The organism is Streptococcus parasanguinis (assembly GCF_964238605.1).
Taxonomy (GTDB): Bacteria; Bacillota; Bacilli; order Lactobacillales; family Streptococcaceae; genus Streptococcus; species Streptococcus parasanguinis_AJ.
The window spans coordinates 197,627-214,594 of the sequence record NZ_CAXSMM010000002.1; the positions used below are offsets into that span (position 1 = coordinate 197,627).

The window sequence follows — 16,968 nt, forward strand, 5'->3', positions numbered from 1 at the left end:
GACAACATGAAACAAATTCAAATTGCCATTGATGGACCGGCTTCTAGTGGAAAATCCACAGTTGCAAAGATCATTGCCAAGGATCTAGACTATACGTATCTAGACACAGGAGCTATGTACCGTGCGGCGACTTATCTAGCTTTGCAAAATAATCTGACAGCTGAACAGGTTGATGACCTCTTAGCCCTTTTAGATCAGTATCCAATTAGTTTCGGTCGATCGGAAGAAGGAGAGCAACTTGTCTTTGTAGCAGACGTGGATATTACCCACCCAATTCGCGATAACCAAGTGACCAACAATGTTTCATGGGTTGCAGCGCTTGCGCCAGTCCGTGAAAAACTTGTCGCTCTACAGCAAGAAATTGCAGCAGAGGGGGGCATCGTTATGGATGGACGCGATATTGGGACGGTCGTCCTTCCACATGCAGAGTTGAAGATCTTTTTGGTCGCTTCTGTTGAGGAGCGGGCAGAACGTCGTTATAAGGAAAATGTTGAAAAGGGCATTACAGCGGATCTTGAATTGTTGAAAAAAGAAATCGCCGAGCGGGACTATAAGGACAGCCACCGTGCCGTTTCTCCTTTGAAACCTGCAGCTGATGCCATTCATTTTGACACAACGGGTGTTGGAATTGCAGACGTTGTTGCATTTATTGAAGAAAAAGCAAAAAAAATTCTTGACAAAGAATAAAAAACTTGATATCATATAAAAGTTGAGAAAAGCAGAAGTGAGAACTTCTCGCCTTGTGACGCAAGTTGCCTGGCCCCTACGGATCAAGTTTCAGTAATGAAATACATCATGTAGTTCGGGCCTGTTTTGCAGGTCCGTTCTTTGTTTTTCTCGAATAATAAAAAAGAGGTGAAAACCATAGCAAAGCAAGACTTATTCATCAATGATGAAATTCGTGTACGTGAAGTTCGCTTAATCGGTCTTGAAGGTGAGCAATTGGGTATCAAACCACTTAGCGAAGCGCAAGCACTTGCGGACGACGCTAATGTTGACTTGGTTCTCATTCAACCTCAAGCTAAACCTCCTGTTGCGAAAATTATGGACTACGGTAAGTTCAAATTTGAGTACCAGAAGAAGCAAAAAGAACAACGCAAAAAACAAAGCGTTGTGACCGTGAAAGAAGTTCGTTTGAGCCCAGTGATTGACAAGGGTGATTTCGATACAAAACTTCGCAATGCTCGCAAATTCCTTGAAAAAGGAAATAAAGTGAAGGTATCCATTCGCTTTAAGGGTCGTATGATTACCCACAAAGAGATTGGTGCTAAAGTTTTAGCCGACTTCGCTGAAGCGACACAAGATGTGGCAATCATCGAACAACGAGCTAAGATGGATGGACGTCAAATGTTCATGCAATTGGCGCCAGCAACTGACAAGAAATAATCTGTCAGAAAGTTAAAAAAAGGAGAAAATATCATGCCAAAACAAAAAACACACCGCGCATCAGCTAAACGTTTCAAACGTACAGGTTCTGGTGGACTTAAACGTTTCCGTGCTTACACTTCTCACCGTTTCCACGGAAAAACTAAGAAACAACGTCGTCATCTTCGTAAAGCATCTATGGTGCATTCAGGAGATTTCAAACGTATCAAAGCAATGCTTACTCGCTTGAAATAATCGCGTATTCGTAAGTAAAGAATTCTAGGAAATATTGGAGGAAATATAAATGGCACGTGTTAAAGGTGGCGTTGTATCACGCAAACGTCGTAAACGTATTCTTAAATTAGCTAAAGGTTACTATGGAGCTAAACATATCTTGTTCCGTACTGCAAAAGAACAAGTAATGAACTCTTACTACTATGCATACCGTGACCGTCGTCAAAAGAAACGTGACTTCCGTAAATTATGGATCACACGTATCAATGCGGCAGCTCGTTTGAACGGACTTTCATACTCACAATTGATGCATGGTTTGAAATTGGCTGAGATCGAAGTTAACCGTAAAATGCTTGCTGACTTGGCTGTTAACGATGCAGCAGCTTTCACAGCTCTTGCAGATGCAGCTAAAGCAAAACTAGGTAAATAATGTTTATAATAGGCTGGGCAAAAGTTGTCCAGCCTTTGATGTATGATAGAAATAACTGTATGACGCAGTGGTTGATTGGTATCTTTATTCGCTTTTTAAGCTCTAAAGATGACCTATGTTGACGGAAACTATGTTTCCTTTATCTGCAACCTTCAACAGTCTCCCAGACTGTTGAAGCTGTGCGGGGGTGGGAAGATTGAAAAGGTTTGGGGAACCTTTTCAACCTTTTTTATATTAGGAGTTCTTTCCCACTCCCTTTTTTTCTTGTTGATTTCATGCTATAATGAAAATAATCGTAACAGATATGAGGAGAGATGGAGGATATAAAGGTGACACACAATCGACTAGCATGGGATGAATATTTTGCAGCACAGGCCTTACTGATTTCGAATCGAGCGACCTGTAATCGGGCAAAAGTAGGTGCTGTATTGGTTAAGGATAATAAGGTCATTGCAACAGGTTATAATGGATCCGTTTCTGGTACAGATCATTGCTTGGAGGATGGCTGCCTCATGGTCGAGGGACATTGTGTCCGGACGATTCATGCGGAAGTCAATGCTATTTTGCAAGGAGCTGAACGTGGAATTCCAAAAGGCTTTACAGCTTATGTGACGCATTTTCCTTGCCTCAATTGCACCAAGCAGTTGCTTCAAGTCGGTTGCAAGCGGGTAGTATATATTCATCAATACCGCATCGATGAATATGCCGAATACCTCTACCGTGAAAAAGAAGTAGAACTGGTCAATTTACCAATTGAAGAAGTGAAAAGAGCTATTGCAGAGGCTGATTTTATTTAGGGAAGATTTCCAGCCTATTTCATGATATGTTAGCAATCTAATTGGAAACCAGTCCAAATTAATGTTTAAGAGATAGCATTGAATAGATGGCTATCATGAAAAGAATGATGGAATCAAGAATAATGGTGTTAAAGGAAAAACATAAAAATATAAGAAAGGAAGGAGAAAGTGATGACAAACCAAGAGAAACATCTTGAGGAAAATAAAGAACATAGTAAGATCAGTGAAGATTATCCCAATTCTATATTTGTTCAGAATCCTCCAAAAGAAAATAGCTTACATTCTATTCTTCTTTCAGTGACATTTTACTTATCCATTATCTATCTTGTATTGTTTTTCTTTTACTTTGCACCTTGGGGTGATGGTTGGGGATTTGTCGTTTTGATTTTCCTTGGTCCAAACTTATTAAGTCTTGCGATTGGAGCCTCTCTAATTCGACTAGGGATGAAGAAGGGGAATAAAAGCATTCTCTATGCGAGTGTTGGACTCTATCTGCTGTCTATCATCTTGGCTTTTGATCCGGACTGGGAAATATTTCGAATTGCTCCCTTATGTTTAGGTATTTTGGATTTAATCGGAACACTCCTGGTTAAAGAAGAGAAAAGCTCTTAATCAAAAAATGGGTATGGTCAACTCTACTCAATAAAAAGTATTCGGGTCGACCAAAGAGATAGTTAAATCAGTTCTTCCGCTCTATTTTTAAGCGCTATTATTTGAAAGAATAACTAAAAATGTTTGGAGAAAGTTATGGCAGATCAACAAAAAATCCTGAAGTAGATAAAGAAAATGAGGCATATGCTTCAGATGAAAGTCTTTTTCCGAACAATGAAATGAAGCCAGAGAAGAGAATTTGAAATTCTGTAATCCTTTCTATTGCTTTGTTCTTGGCCATTGTTTATATAGTTTTACTTTTATTAGGTCTCTTTTCAATGGGAGCGTGGGCTGGTGGCTTTTTGTACTTTTTGGGAATCCATATGATTAGCTTTGTGATTGCAACCATCCTGCTTTGGAATGGAATAGTGAATGCCAATAAAGCAACTCTTTATATAGCAGTAGCTATTTATGTTTTTTCATTTATTGCTGCGGGTGATCCGGATTGGGTGATTAATCATATACCACCGTTTGTGGTAGGAGTGCTGGTATTGATTGGAACTGTATTGTTAAAAAATGAAGAGTGATGATAGCGGGTAGGATGTTCAATCCTATCTTTTTTATTTATTTAGTACTGATAACGCACTAAGAAAACGATTACAAATTGTGTTATAATTTAAATAAATGAATCGTTACATACTTTTCTTAGAAAGTGGAGGAGAATCTATGTCTAGAAAAAAATGGTATGGTATACTGCTAATTCTTGAAGCAATTCTTTATCTTGTTTCTTATGGTAGTAGTATAGTAGTGAACTATAGTTCCCAAAATTTAAATGGGAATACACCACTGATCACTACCTCTAGTATTTTTTCTATATGGAATGGAATGATTATTTGCTGGGTAATTTGGAGAATTATGAAGCAACGTTTAAATGTTGAAGGATTGATAGCTGTTCTTCTCCTCTCGATTACCCAACTACTGATGTATTTTTTGCCACCTTTTTCCCTAACAAATCTGATGAACATTTCCTTTGTGCTAAATATCATTTGTTTAATATGGATTTGCCTGCTTATAAAGAATGTAGAAATGAGGGAGCTTTTAAACAATTGGAAAAGTAAAGATGGTTGGAAATCATCGATAGCTTATTTAGTACTATTTGTTGCCTCTACAAATATTTCTCCACTATTTATATTGATTGGTATGGATAGAACGAGTGATATTTACGCTTTTACACTTCGATACAGTGTAATGGAGTTAATGTTTTTATTTCTGATTAATGTTATGATTACAAGTACAAGTGAGAAACTTCAGAAAGTCTTTTCTCTTTTGCTCATTTTATCTTCCCTTGTTGAGATAGGTATAGTATACTCTTTCATCTCTCGTATAAGTTTTTACGGTCTCTTTTATCTTCTCCTATCGATTTATATTGTTTGTCGTGTTTTTGGTTTACTTGAGAAAGTTGCAGCTAGCTGGGAGTCTAAGGTGAAAGTACAAGATCTATCATCTATTGAAACTAAACCAGAAATGGCGGACTCTCAAGTAGAAGGAGAGATAGATGTAAACGATCAGTTGAATGCTGATATACAATTAAACAATGATAAAGAAAATTTGCCAAAAAGAATTATTCTTCAGTCGTCTTGGTTATGGAGCGCCCTTATAATAGCAGTCTGTCATCTTGGTATTATGATTTTTCCTTTATTTTTAGGAAACCCCATGTATCTACTGATCTTATTTATTGGTGCCCTCCATTATATTTGTTTTATGATTGCGACTTTCATCCTTTTCATAGCTATGAGGAATGGAAATGTGGGTCTCTTAAATACATCAGCCGTCTTATTTATTGTTTCCATCATAGGTACGCTAGATCCTTATTGGACAGGTCCAAATATTTTATCCTTGGTTTTAGGAGTCCTGGTATTTATTGGAGGTATATTATTTAAAAATGGAGACTGAGTAAAGTAGATAGGGTTGAAAATTTTTAAAGAACTGTTATCATTTAAGTAGATGGTAGGTTTTCGAGTACCCATTGGTACGCGGACGCCTACCATTTTTGAAGATAAAAAAAGCACCGTGTGAGGGTGCTAGATCTTGCCTGCTGAACTCGTCAATTGATAGATACCCTAGTGGGTATTTTTTGTGAACTTTTTAGGAACTTTGAGGACTGTTTAAGTCAGTTTAACTGGGTAGTGCATAGACCGAAAAAGCTGATTTAATGGGCTTTTTGAAAAATCATTTTCCATATCATATGTAATGTGTTATAATGAAGTGTTATATGGTCCCGATAAGGTGGTAGAAATCTTCTATCAGTACTTTGTAACTCTATAACAATATTTTTTTAAGGGGGGACATTTTTATGTCAGAACGTAAACTTTTCACGTCTGAATCAGTATCTGAGGGGCATCCAGATAAGATTGCAGACCAAATTTCAGATGCTATTTTAGATGCTATTTTAGAGCAAGATCCAGAAGCTCACGTGGCTGCCGAAACAGCTGTTTATACTGGTTCCGTGCATGTCTTTGGTGAGATTTCAACGACTGCTTATGTGGATATTAACCGTGTGGTTCGTGATACCATTGCAGAGATTGGTTATACTAATACGGAATATGGATTCTCAGCTGAAACTGTAGGAGTACACCCATCTTTGGTGGAACAATCTCCTGATATTGCCCAAGGGGTTAATGAAGCCTTGGAAGTTCGTGGAAATGCAGATCAAGACCCACTTGATTTGATCGGAGCAGGAGACCAAGGTCTCATGTTTGGTTTTGCAGTGGATGAAACAGAAGAACTCATGCCATTACCGATTTCACTCAGCCACAAGTTGGTTCGTCGTTTGGCTGAACTTCGTAAGTCTGGGGAAATCAGCTATCTTCGTCCAGATGCCAAATCACAGGTCACTGTCGAGTACGATGAAAATGACCAGCCAGTGCGCGTGGATACGGTGGTTATTTCAACTCAACACGATCCAGATGTCAGCAATGAACAAATCCATGAAGATGTAATTAACAAGGTCATCAAAGAGGTGATTCCAGCTTCTTATCTAGATGCTGAGACCAAATTCTTCATCAACCCAACGGGTCGCTTTGTTATTGGTGGGCCTCAAGGAGATTCTGGTTTGACTGGTCGTAAAATCATCGTGGATACCTATGGTGGTTATTCCCGTCACGGGGGTGGTGCCTTCTCTGGTAAAGATGCCACTAAGGTAGACCGTTCTGCTTCTTATGCAGCTCGTTACATTGCCAAAAATATCGTAGCGGCAGGTCTTGCTAAGAAAGCAGAAGTGCAATTGGCTTATGCCATTGGGGTAGCTCAACCTGTCTCTGTTCGGATCGATACCTTTGGTACTGGAACAGTCGCTGAAAGTAAGCTTGAAAAAGCAGCACGTGAGCTCTTTGATCTTCGTCCTGCAGGGATTATTCAAATGCTGGATTTGAAACGTCCAATCTATCGTCAAACAGCGGCTTATGGCCATATGGGACGGACAGATATTGACCTTCCATGGGAACGTTTGGACAAGGTAGAAGCCTTGAAAGAAGCTGTAAAATAATTAGTTGAAATGGAAAAGTTAGGGTCAAGTTGATCCTAGCTTTTTTTCGTTTTGAAAATTCCTACAGATGGAAAAATAGGTCGATCTGTGGTATAATAGATGCAGTATTTTGAATACGTTGTCCCTTTTATTTCCGTTACAAAAAACGATAGTAAAAGGAAAAAGACTTGAAAGAGCTAATAAATTATTAAGATGAAAAAAATTGTAATAAATGGTGGTCGCCCTCTAAAAGGAGAGGTGACCATTAGTGGTGCAAAAAATAGTGTAGTAGCCCTGATTCCGGCGACCATTCTGGCGGATGATATCGTGACCCTTGATGGGGTACCGGATATCTCCGACGTGGCGAGTCTGATTGAAATCATGACCATCATGGGGGCTAAGATCGAGCGCAAAGAAGACAGTTTGGTCATTGATCCACGTGGGGTGAAGAATATGCCCATGCCATTTGGAAAGATCAACAGTTTACGAGCTTCCTATTATTTCTATGGCAGCTTACTAGGACGCTATGGTCAAGCAACGGTTGGACTACCTGGTGGGTGTGATCTTGGCCCACGTCCGATCGATTTGCATTTGAAGGCCTTTGAAGCGATGGGAGCCGCTATGACCATGGATGGCTCTAGTATGAAACTTGCGACTGATGGCAAGCCTCTTCAAGGAGCAAACATCTACATGGATACTGTTAGTGTCGGTGCAACGATCAATACGATTTTGGCAGCGGTCAAGGCTGAAGGTCGGACAGTGATCGAAAATGCTGCGCGGGAACCTGAGATTATCGATGTGGTAACCTTGCTCAACAACATGGGAGCCCATATTCGGGGAGCAGGTACGGATATCATAATCATTGATGGTGTTCCAGAATTGCATGGAACGAGACATCAGGTGATTCCAGATCGCATAGAAGCAGGAACCTATATTGCCCTTGCAGCTGCTATTGGAGAAGGTATCCAGATCAATAATGTCCTGTATGAGCATTTAGAGAGCTATATTGCCAAGTTAGAGGAAATGGGTGTGCGCATGACCATTTCTGAAGATAGTATCTTTGTAGAAAAGCAGACGGGCTTGAAGGCCATCCAGATCAAAACGTCTCCTTATCCTGGTTTTGCGACTGATTTGCAACAACCGATCACACCTTTGCTCTTAACAGCAGCAGGACGTGGACGCATTGTTGATACGATTTATGAAAAACGGGTCAACCATGTACCAGAATTAGCTAAAATGGGGGCCACCATTTCGACCTTGAATGACCACATTATCTATGAAGGGCCAAATCAATTGACAGGATCCAGTGTGAAAGCGACGGATCTTCGAGCTGGTGCGGCTTTAGTGATCGCCGGTCTCATGGCTTCTGGAACAACAGAAATTACAAATGTGGAATACATCCTTCGCGGGTATTCAGATATTATTCATAAATTGACCCAACTTGGAGCAGACATCCAGTTGGTAGAGGAATAGTGACAGAACTTGGGATCTGATAGTGGCGGCTGGATACACGAACAATGGAGTTTGAAATGAATATTTGGACGCACTTAGCTGCCTATTCACTAATTGAAACACAAAGGTTGTATTTACGACCTTTTCTCTTTGAGGATGCGGAAGATTTTTATAAGATTGCTTCGAATCCTGATAACCTGCAATTTATCTTTCCTGCACAAGCCGATCTTGCTGAAACTCAATATGTACTAGCCAACTATTTCATGAAAAATCCCTTGGGGGTTTGGGCGATCTGTGATCAGGAAACCAATCAGATGATCGGTTCGATCAAGTTTGAAAAGTTGGATGAAATCAAGGGTGAGGCTGAGTTAGGCTACTTTTTACGCAAAGATTTTTGGGGAAAGGGCCTGATGACAGAAGCGGTCAAAGAGTTGGTTTATCTATCATTTGAGAAATTTCAACTGAAGGAGCTTAAGATTGTCACCCATGTTGAAAATGCCGGGAGTCAAAAGGTCGCTTTAAAGGCTGGCTTTCGTCTCTTTCGTCAATTCAAAGGGAGTGACCGCTATACGCGTAAAATGCGCGATTATTATGATTTCCGCCTAGGTAGAGGGGACTTCTATGAGTAAACACCAAGAGATTTTAGACTATCTCGAAAAATTACCGATTGGAAAACGGGTCAGTGTCCGCAGTATTTCCAATTTTTTGAATGTCAGTGATGGGACAGCTTACCGTGCCATTAAAGAAGCTGAAAATCAAGGAATTGTAGAAACGCGTCCTAGAAGTGGGACCATTCGTGTCAAATCGCAAAAAGCTGTACTAGAGCATTTGACCTATCGGGAAATTTTAGAAATCACTGGCTCTGAAATATTAGCAGGTGAGGAAGGTCTCGAAAAAGAATTTAATAAATTTTACATCGGTGCTATGACGGAGAAGCACGTCCTAGACTATGTGTCTGAAGGAGGCCTTTTGATCGTGGGAGACCGTACTAGCATCCAACGATTGGCTCTTAAGCATGACAATGCGGTCTTAGTGACAGGTGGCTTTGAGGTCAGTGAGGATGTGATTGATCTGGCTAATCAGGTAAAAATCCCAGTCATACGAACTTCACACGATACCTATACCGTCGCGACTATGATCAATAAGGCCTTGTCTAATATGCAGATCAAGACGGATATCTTGACAGTCGAGCAGGTCTATCGGCCCTTCCATGAGTACGGCTATCTTTCTGAGACGGATACGGTCCGGGATTATTTAGATTTGGTTCGAAAGAATCGTTTTAGTCGTTTTCCGGTTGTCAATCAGCACCAGATGGTAGTGGGCGTCGTAACCATGAGAGATGCTGGAGATAAGGCGCCTCAGACGACCCTTGATAAGGTGATGTCACGGACCATCTTTACCACTAATTTGTCCACCAGCATTGCGACGATTAGCCAACGGATGATCGCTGAAGATTATGAGATGATTCCTGTTGTTCGTAATAACCAGACCTTGCTGGGTGTCATTACGCGTCGGGATGTCATGGATCGGATTAGCAAGGTGCAGTTTTCGAGCTTACCAACTTTTAGTGAGCAGATTGGCCAAAAGATTCAAACAGAGAACGACCATTACCAATTCACAGTGGAGCCAAGTATGCTGGAGAAAAGCGGTGTTTTGGCCAATGGGGTCATGATCGAAGTGCTGATGAAGGTTATTCGCAAGATGATGCAACACAGTGGGCGTAGCTTAATTGTCGAACAGTTAATCATCAATTTTTTACAGGCTGTACAGGTGGATGATGTGATCCGCATTGAACCACAGCTTGTTCGGCGAACCAGACGTTCGGCTTTGGTTGATTTTAGCTTATATTTAGATCTGCAGCTAGTCGCGAAAGCAACCATTACGATTAAGATTAATTAAACAAAAGAAATGAGGAGACAATGATTACATTAAAATCACAACGTGAAATTGAAGCCATGGATCGTGCAGGAGATTTCCTTGCCAGCATCCATATTGGATTACGTGACTTGATCAAGCCAGGGCTTGACCTATGGGAAGTTGAAGAATATGTCCGTCGTCGCTGTAAAGAAGCCAATGTCTTGCCGCTTCAGATCGGTGTAGAAGGTAGTCTCATGGATTATCCTTATGCGACTTGCTGTGGTTTGAATGACGAGGTAGCCCATGCTTTTCCACGTCATGTCATTCTCAAAGATGGTGATCTCCTCAAGGTAGACATGGTCTTGTCAGAACCGCTTGATAAGTCTGTTTTGGATGTATCGAAATTAGATTTTGATAATGTAGCGCAAGTCAAGAAATACACGGAGTCTTATAGTGGTGGCTTGGCGGACTCTTGCTGGGCTTATGCGGTTGGAAATGTTTCGCAAGAAGTCAAAGATTTGATGGACGTGACCAAAGAATGTCTTTACAAAGGAATTGAGAAAGCAGTCGTAGGCAATCGCTTGGGAGATATTGGCGCAGCAATTCAAGAGTATGCAGAAAGCAAAGGCTATGGCGTGGTGCGTGATTTGGTCGGACACGGTGTCGGGCCTACCATGCATGAAGAACCAATGGTCCCACATTATGGTCGTGCTGGACGCGGTCTTCGCTTACGTGAAGGGATGGTCTTGACGATTGAGCCAATGATTAATACCGGTACTTGGGAGATTGATACAGATATGGAAACTGGTTGGGCCCATAAGACCCTCGACGGTGGCCTTTCTTGTCAATACGAGCATCAATTTGTGATTACAAAAGATGGTCCAGTGATCTTGACTAGTCAAGGTGAAGAAGGAACATACTAAAACTAGAGAGGAAAGAATGGAGCTGAAGGCAAGTGTCTGGTTTCGCTCTTTGCTCTTTTTTAGTAAAATGGGGAGGTGACGAATGAAAAAGGTCCTACAAAAAATACTGGGACAGCCATTTATAAAGGGCTTCGTGCGGTTTTATCAGAGTGCAGAGTCTGATATCACCAGTATTGCGGTGGCTTATTATTTGCTGATCTCCATTTTTCCATTGATGCTGATTGCAGCCAATATTTTACCCTATTTTCATATTCGTCCTACCCAGATTCTTTTGAGCTTACAGAAGGTTTTGCCAGCCTCCTTATATCGAATAGTGGCACAGATGATTTCGAGTGTCTTGACCAAACCTTCGACAGGATTACTGAGTTTCTCGATTATTTCTGCTTTGTGGATCTTCTCTCAGAGCATTGCCTACCTCCAAAAAGCCTATAACAAGAGTTATGGGGTGGAAAAGGAGCGTGGTATTATCTGGGGGCGACTCTTTAGCTTTCTGATCAGTTTTGCCTTGCAGGGTTTGTTTGGACTCTCGCTGATCCTTTCCATGTTTGGGAAAATGATCGTTCGCTATCTCTATCGGACCTTTTCATTTGATCGGACGATTTATGTACGTTTACTGAATTTGACAGAGCCGACCATCTACCTCTTACTTTTTGTCAGTCTGGTCTTGCTCTATTACACCCTTCCAAATGTCAAAATTCCAAAATTTAGATATGTATTGCCAGGGGCGACCTTTGTTGTTGCTGTCCTGTATGCGATCTTGAATATCTTTTGGAAATATGTGGATCGTTATGTGAGTCATTTCTTAGATGCTCGTTTCTTCGGTTCTGTCGTCCTAGCGGTCATTATGTTCTGGTTCATCTTGGTAGCTAAAATCATGATTATTGGTTGTATTTTAAACGCCAGTATCCAGTTTGCTAGAGAAGCCAAGTTCCAAACGCGCAATGGAGAAATTGTCTCCAAATTAAAAACGGAAGAAGTAGCTTTTCGGCATAAAGAAGCTTCACAAACATTAAAGCGACGGTTACGCTTGAGAAAAAAAGATAAAATAGAATAAGGGATAGTGGGACAGAAATCGGTAATTCGTTAGAATTCGATTTCGTCGTCCCACCTCTGCACAGTTGAGTAGGGCTGTAAAAGCTGATGAAATCAGCGTAGTAGAGCCCACTCAACCACTGCGTCTTGCTCGACAATTCAAAAATAATGGAGAGGCTAGAACTTTTGTCCCAGCCTCTTTTTTTCTTATCTATTTTGTTGTATTTGCAACAAAAATGTGTTATGCTATTGTCAATAGGAAAGGAGGAGTGAGATGAGTATTTTGCGTGAGATTGGCATCATTGCGCGAGCACTGGATTCTATAGCAAATATTGAATTTCGAGATTTGGACCTGGCGCGTGGTCAATATCTTTACTTGGTGCGAATTGCCGAGCAACCTGGAATGATTCAGGAAGAACTCTCTGAAGTCCTGAAAGTAGATCGATCCACCGTTGCAAGGTCTGTAAAAAAACTAGAAGAACGAGGCTTGATTCAACAGCGTCCAAGGGGTGAAAACCTTAAAATCAAGGAATGGGAATTAACTGAAAAAGGTAAGCAGATTTACCCCTTCATTTTAGGGGAGCATCTTTACTCTGAGAGAACTGCTTTAAAAGGATTTTCCAAAAAAGAAGTCGCACAGTTAGAAGAGTACCTCATCCGAGTTCGTGAGAATATCACCTTGGATTGGGAACTAGTTAAAAAAGGTAAAAAAAGAAATTATAGTGAGGTAAAGCAATGAAAGTAACAGTCGATCAAGAATTTTGGGAGTTGTTCCCAACAGCTAGAATTACAGTGATGTCCTTGTATGGCATTGATAACACAGTAGATGAAGCCAAGGATCCTTATTTCAAAGAATTGTTGGACAAGGGTGCCAAGAGAGCATGGGAATTTATCGATGAAGAAAACTATACCCAGAGTGAGTTCGTTCAAGAGTGGCGCCAAGCTTTTAGCAAGTTTAAAACAAAAAAAGGAGCCCGATCTTCCATCGAAGCACTCTTAAAACGGGTTCACCAAGGTCGTGAATTTTATCCGATTAATCCCTTGGTTGATTTATACAATAGTGTGTCTATGGCTTATGCCCTTCCTTGTGGAGGAGAAGACATGGATAAATTAGTGGGTGGACTTTCTCTAGGACAAGCGAAAGGAGGCGAACCGTTCTTTCCATTAGGAGCTGAAGAAGATGCGCCAGCTTTGGAAGGGGAGATCATCTACTATGACCAAGAAGGAGCTGTTTGTCGTTGTTTGAATTGGCGTGAGGCTCAAAGAACCATGCTAACTGAAGATACGAAGGACGCTATTTTGGTGATTGAAGCTATCAATGAGGAGCAGGCCAAACGTGCACAAACAGCTATGCAAGAATTGAAAGAGCTAGCCAAGGATTATTTTGGGGTCGAAGGAACGATCTATCAATTAAGTGCAGAGCATACAAGTATAGAAGTTTAAAAGAATAAGGCTGAAACAATTGTTTCAAGCCTTGTTTTTATTTTTAAAGACAAAGAGTTTACTAAAGACATAATTGAGGACCACTATAGCAACTTGCGCAAAGAGAGTTTCAATTAGATTGATTTGACTCTTGTTGTTGTGGACAAATTGCCCGATAATTCCTGGGAATTGCTTGACAAAAATCTCGGTCAAGGCCATGTCTAGTATAAAGGTCCCAGAGCGCGCAATCGCAAATCGGATCAAGCGCTGAAACCAGCCCTTTCTTTCTTGCTTAAAGACGATGGTATCGTTGGTCGCAAAGGCAAAGAGGATCCCAGCAATGTTTCCAATCGCTGTCGCCAATCGTTCATCACGAGACATATGATAGATGAAGAGGCGGGTTCCGACGGAAACAAGGGTTGTTGCCACACCAAAGAAGAGATAGGATAAAATTTCATTATCAAAAAATTTTTTAATTAGTGTTTTCATAAATTCAGTCTACCATAAAACCTCAAAATATGCTATACTTGAAAGGTTGAAGAAATCAAACCTTCAACCCTTGGCGCTTAAGATCCTTTCGCCAAGCATATTACACGCGGGAAAACCGCTAAAGGAGAATAGATGAAACAGTTAACTGCTCGTGATATGGCACAAATTGCCATTGTTGCTGCGATTTATATCGTATTGACCATTACCCCACCTCTCAATGCGATGGCCTACTATGGCTATCAATTCCGTGTTTCGGAGATGATGAATTTCTTAGCCTTCTACAATAAGAAGTACTTGATTGGAGTGACTCTTGGTTGTATGATTGCTAACTTATTTAGTTTTGGGTGGATCGATGTCTTTGTTGGTGGAGGTTCAACCTTTGTCTTCCTAGGACTTGGACTCATTCTATTTGGTCGTTTTAAAAATAAGTTCTTGTTTGACGGTCTTATTCGGTTTGACCATTTCTTGTTTGCGATTTTCTTTTCCATTTCCATGTTTACGATTGCCTTGGAACTTTATTACCTTCAAGGCCAACCATTCTTCTATAACTGGTTGACCATGGGAGTGGGTGAATTTGCATCCTTGATTTTTGGAGCGATTGTGATCAATCAACTTTCTAAACGGATTGATTTTACAAAATAAGAAGAGAGTGGGACAGAAATCGGTAATTCCTTAGAATTCGATTTCGTCGTCTCACCTCCGCACAGTTGAGTAGGGCTGTAAAAGCTGATGAAATCAGCGTAGTAGAGCCCACCCAACCACTGCGTCTTGCTCGACAATCCAAAAATAATTGAGAGGCTAGGACTTTTGTCCCAGCCTCTTTTTTTCATGCTAAGAATGCAGTAAATTCAAGGCTAAATTAAGATTTTATGATAAAATAAGAACATGAAAACCAGAATGAAAGAATTAGTGGAATTACTCAATCGCTATGCTTATGAGTATTACACAAAAGACGCTCCATCTGTTTCAGATAGTGAATACGATCAATTATATCGGGAGTTGGTGGAACTAGAAACAGCTCATCCAGATGAGATCTTACCAGAGAGTCCAACTCACCGTGTAGGTGGTGTGGTTTTAAAAGGTTTTACTAAATACCAGCATCAGTATCCCCTTTATAGTTTGCAGGATGCTTTTTCACGTGAAGAATTAGAAGCTTTTGATCAGCGTGTTCGTAAGGAATTTCCTTTTATCAGCTATGTATGCGAGTTGAAGATCGATGGCTTGTCCATTTCCCTCACCTATGAAAATGGTGTCCTTGTAACAGGAGCAACACGTGGGGATGGTTCTGTCGGTGAGGATATTACAGAGAATCTCAAGCGGGTCAAGGACATTCCTTTGGTGTTACCAGAGCCAGTGAACATCACAGTTCGAGGCGAGTGCTACATGCCACGGGCTTCCTTTGATCGGGTCAATCAGATCCGTCAAGAAAATGGCGAGCCTGAGTTTGCCAATCCACGGAATGCTGCTGCGGGAACGCTTCGCCAATTGGATACGAAAATCGTGGCCAAGCGAAATCTCGCGACCTTCTTGTATCAAGAAGTGAGTCCCACTGATCAAAGCAGTCAGGAAGGCGTGCTTGAGAAATTAGCTCGCTTAGGGTTTGTCGTGAACCAAGAGCGAGTGTTGGCAGAGGATATGGAGCAAATTTGGGACTTTATCCAAAAAGTAGCTCAGTTTCGAGAGGATCTTCCCTATGATATCGATGGGATCGTCATCAAGGTCAATGACCTAGCTGTTCAAGAAGAACTAGGCTTTACCGTCAAGGCTCCAAAATGGGCTGTCGCTTATAAGTTTCCAGCTGAAGAAAAAGAAGCGAAAATCCTATCGGTGGATTGGACCGTTGGAAGGACCGGTGTTGTGACACCAACTGCCAATCTAACTCCAGTCCAACTAGCAGGAACCACCGTTAGTCGCGCAACCTTGCACAATGTGGACTATATTGCTGAAAAAGATATTCATCAGGAAGATACCGTCATTGTCTACAAGGCTGGTGATATCATTCCAGCGGTCTTACGTGTCGTCAAAGATAAACGGGTATCTGATCAAGCATTAGCCATTCCAACTCATTGTCCGAGCTGCCAGAGTGAGTTGCTTCATTTCGAGGATGAGGTGGCCCTTCGCTGTATCAATCCGCTCTGTCCAGCTCAGATTAAGGAAGGATTGAACCACTTTGCAAGTCGGGATGCTATGAATATTACAGGCTTGGGTCCAGCTGTTGTAGAGAAACTCTTCGCAGCTCAGTTGGTAGAGGATGTAGCTGGGATCTATCGTCTGACAGTCGAGGATCTATTGACCTTAGAAGGCTTTAAAGAAAAATCTGCTGAAAAACTCTATGAAGCCATTCAAGTTTCAAAAGAGAATTCAGCCGAAAAGTTACTCTTTGGTTTGGGGATCCGCCATGTCGGTAGCAAGGTTAGTCAAATCTTGCTCCAAGAATTCCATGACCTCGATCAATTGGCTACAGCAGATCCAGAACGGATTGCCAGCATTAATAGTCTCGGTATGGTCGTGGCTGAAAGCCTTAAGCGTTATTTCGCACAAGAGGGATCCAAGCGTCTCCTGCAAGAACTGAAAGAAGCTGGAGTCAATCTGACCTATCTTGGTGAAAAAGTTGCTGCTGATGCGGCCCTATCAGGGATGACAGTTGTTTTGACTGGGAAGCTCGAACGCCTCACACGTTCAGAAGCCAAGGCAAAATTAGAAAGTCTAGGAGCTAAGGTAACTGGTTCTGTTTCTAAGAAAACAGATTTGGTCGTAGCAGGTAGTGACGCTGGTAGCAAATTAACCAAAGCACAAGAATTAGGAATCCAGGTAGAAGATGAGGCCTGGCTTGAAAGTTTGTAGAGGATCTTT

Annotated in this window: 19 protein-coding genes, 1 riboswitch and 1 other annotated feature; of the genes, 18 read left to right on the forward strand and 1 reads right to left on the reverse strand. The window is 41.3% G+C overall.

Annotated features, from left to right (window positions below):
• Window positions 1-6: 6 nt before the first annotated feature.
• The 16 genes from cmk to ACESR9_RS03010 all read left to right on the forward strand — a co-directional run bounded on the left by cmk (window position 7) and on the right by ACESR9_RS03010 (window position 13,647).
• A complete protein-coding gene (gene cmk / locus ACESR9_RS02935) occupies window positions 7-687 on the forward strand; it encodes a (d)CMP kinase (protein ID WP_155169018.1) in 681 nt (226 codons plus the stop codon).
• Between the two features lie 23 nt (window positions 688-710).
• Window positions 711-839: a sequence feature (ribosomal protein L20 leader region), on the forward strand.
• A gap of 16 nt (window positions 840-855) precedes the next feature.
• A complete protein-coding gene (infC, locus tag ACESR9_RS02940; protein ID WP_003003721.1) occupies window positions 856-1,386 on the forward strand; it encodes a translation initiation factor IF-3 in 531 nt (176 codons plus the stop codon).
• 33 nt (window positions 1,387-1,419) lie between these two features.
• A complete protein-coding gene (gene rpmI / locus ACESR9_RS02945; protein ID WP_001125942.1) occupies window positions 1,420-1,620 on the forward strand; it encodes a 50S ribosomal protein L35 in 201 nt (66 codons plus the stop codon).
• A 49-nt stretch (window positions 1,621-1,669) separates the two neighbouring features.
• Complete coding sequence (gene rplT, locus ACESR9_RS02950) at window positions 1,670-2,029, forward strand: 50S ribosomal protein L20 (protein WP_000124830.1); 360 nt, start codon at window positions 1,670-1,672, stop codon at window positions 2,027-2,029.
• Window positions 2,030-2,358: 329 nt separating this feature from the next.
• The gene (locus ACESR9_RS02955) at window positions 2,359-2,826 is read left to right on the forward strand and encodes a deoxycytidylate deaminase (protein ID WP_049490930.1); all 468 of its coding nucleotides are present in this window, start codon (window positions 2,359-2,361) and stop codon (window positions 2,824-2,826) included.
• A 171-nt stretch (window positions 2,827-2,997) separates the two neighbouring features.
• Window positions 2,998-3,438, forward strand: coding sequence for a hypothetical protein (locus ACESR9_RS02960; protein ID WP_373105478.1), 441 nt, complete (start codon window positions 2,998-3,000; stop codon window positions 3,436-3,438).
• A 362-nt stretch (window positions 3,439-3,800) separates the two neighbouring features.
• Window positions 3,801-4,004 carry a hypothetical protein gene (locus ACESR9_RS02965; protein WP_373105480.1) on the forward strand — a complete coding sequence of 68 codons (204 nt, stop codon included), beginning with the start codon at window positions 3,801-3,803 and terminating at the stop codon, window positions 4,002-4,004.
• Window positions 4,005-4,143: 139 nt separating this feature from the next.
• A complete protein-coding gene (locus tag ACESR9_RS02970) occupies window positions 4,144-5,370 on the forward strand; it encodes an ABC transporter permease (protein ID WP_373105483.1) in 1,227 nt (408 codons plus the stop codon).
• Window positions 5,371-5,770: 400 nt separating this feature from the next.
• Window positions 5,771-6,961 carry a methionine adenosyltransferase gene (gene metK / locus ACESR9_RS02975; protein WP_061590804.1) on the forward strand — a complete coding sequence of 397 codons (1,191 nt, stop codon included), beginning with the start codon at window positions 5,771-5,773 and terminating at the stop codon, window positions 6,959-6,961.
• Window positions 6,962-7,153: 192 nt separating this feature from the next.
• Window positions 7,154-8,413 carry a UDP-N-acetylglucosamine 1-carboxyvinyltransferase gene (gene murA / locus ACESR9_RS02980; protein ID WP_373105486.1) on the forward strand — a complete coding sequence of 420 codons (1,260 nt, stop codon included), beginning with the start codon at window positions 7,154-7,156 and terminating at the stop codon, window positions 8,411-8,413.
• A gap of 56 nt (window positions 8,414-8,469) precedes the next feature.
• Entirely contained in the window at window positions 8,470-9,021 is a 552-nt protein-coding gene (locus ACESR9_RS02985; protein WP_195423043.1) for a GNAT family N-acetyltransferase, read from the forward strand.
• Window positions 9,014-10,291: a CBS-HotDog domain-containing transcription factor SpxR gene (gene spxR, locus ACESR9_RS02990; RefSeq protein WP_373105488.1), complete on the forward strand. Its 1,278-nt coding sequence runs from the start codon at window positions 9,014-9,016 to the stop codon at window positions 10,289-10,291. Before ACESR9_RS02985 ends, spxR begins: the two co-directional genes overlap by 8 nt.
• 20 nt (window positions 10,292-10,311) lie before the next feature.
• Window positions 10,312-11,172 carry a methionyl aminopeptidase gene (locus tag ACESR9_RS02995; protein WP_003003694.1) on the forward strand — a complete coding sequence of 287 codons (861 nt, stop codon included), beginning with the start codon at window positions 10,312-10,314 and terminating at the stop codon, window positions 11,170-11,172.
• 82 nt (window positions 11,173-11,254) lie between these two features.
• Window positions 11,255-12,226: a YihY/virulence factor BrkB family protein gene (locus tag ACESR9_RS03000; protein WP_195423047.1), complete on the forward strand. Its 972-nt coding sequence runs from the start codon at window positions 11,255-11,257 to the stop codon at window positions 12,224-12,226.
• Window positions 12,227-12,478: 252 nt separating this feature from the next.
• Window positions 12,479-12,943: a MarR family winged helix-turn-helix transcriptional regulator gene (locus ACESR9_RS03005; protein WP_195423049.1), complete on the forward strand. Its 465-nt coding sequence runs from the start codon at window positions 12,479-12,481 to the stop codon at window positions 12,941-12,943.
• Complete coding sequence (locus ACESR9_RS03010; protein WP_373105491.1) at window positions 12,940-13,647, forward strand: B3/B4 domain-containing protein; 708 nt, start codon at window positions 12,940-12,942, stop codon at window positions 13,645-13,647. Before ACESR9_RS03005 ends, ACESR9_RS03010 begins: the two co-directional genes overlap by 4 nt.
• Window positions 13,648-13,671: 24 nt before the next feature.
• Here the strand turns inward: ACESR9_RS03010 and ACESR9_RS03015 are convergent, their stop codons facing one another.
• The gene (locus tag ACESR9_RS03015; protein WP_023917838.1) at window positions 13,672-14,115 is read right to left on the reverse strand and encodes a GtrA family protein; all 444 of its coding nucleotides are present in this window, start codon (window positions 14,113-14,115) and stop codon (window positions 13,672-13,674) included.
• A 28-nt stretch (window positions 14,116-14,143) separates the two neighbouring features.
• Window positions 14,144-14,250, forward strand: a riboswitch (PreQ1 riboswitch).
• Here ACESR9_RS03015 and ACESR9_RS03020 point away from each other — a divergent pair.
• Complete coding sequence (locus ACESR9_RS03020) at window positions 14,248-14,757, forward strand: QueT transporter family protein (protein WP_373105493.1); 510 nt, start codon at window positions 14,248-14,250, stop codon at window positions 14,755-14,757. (Overlaps the previous riboswitch by 3 nt.)
• Before the next feature lie 243 nt (window positions 14,758-15,000).
• Window positions 15,001-16,959 carry an NAD-dependent DNA ligase LigA gene (gene ligA / locus ACESR9_RS03025; RefSeq protein ID WP_373105494.1) on the forward strand — a complete coding sequence of 653 codons (1,959 nt, stop codon included), beginning with the start codon at window positions 15,001-15,003 and terminating at the stop codon, window positions 16,957-16,959.
• Window positions 16,960-16,968: the final 9 nt, after the last annotated feature.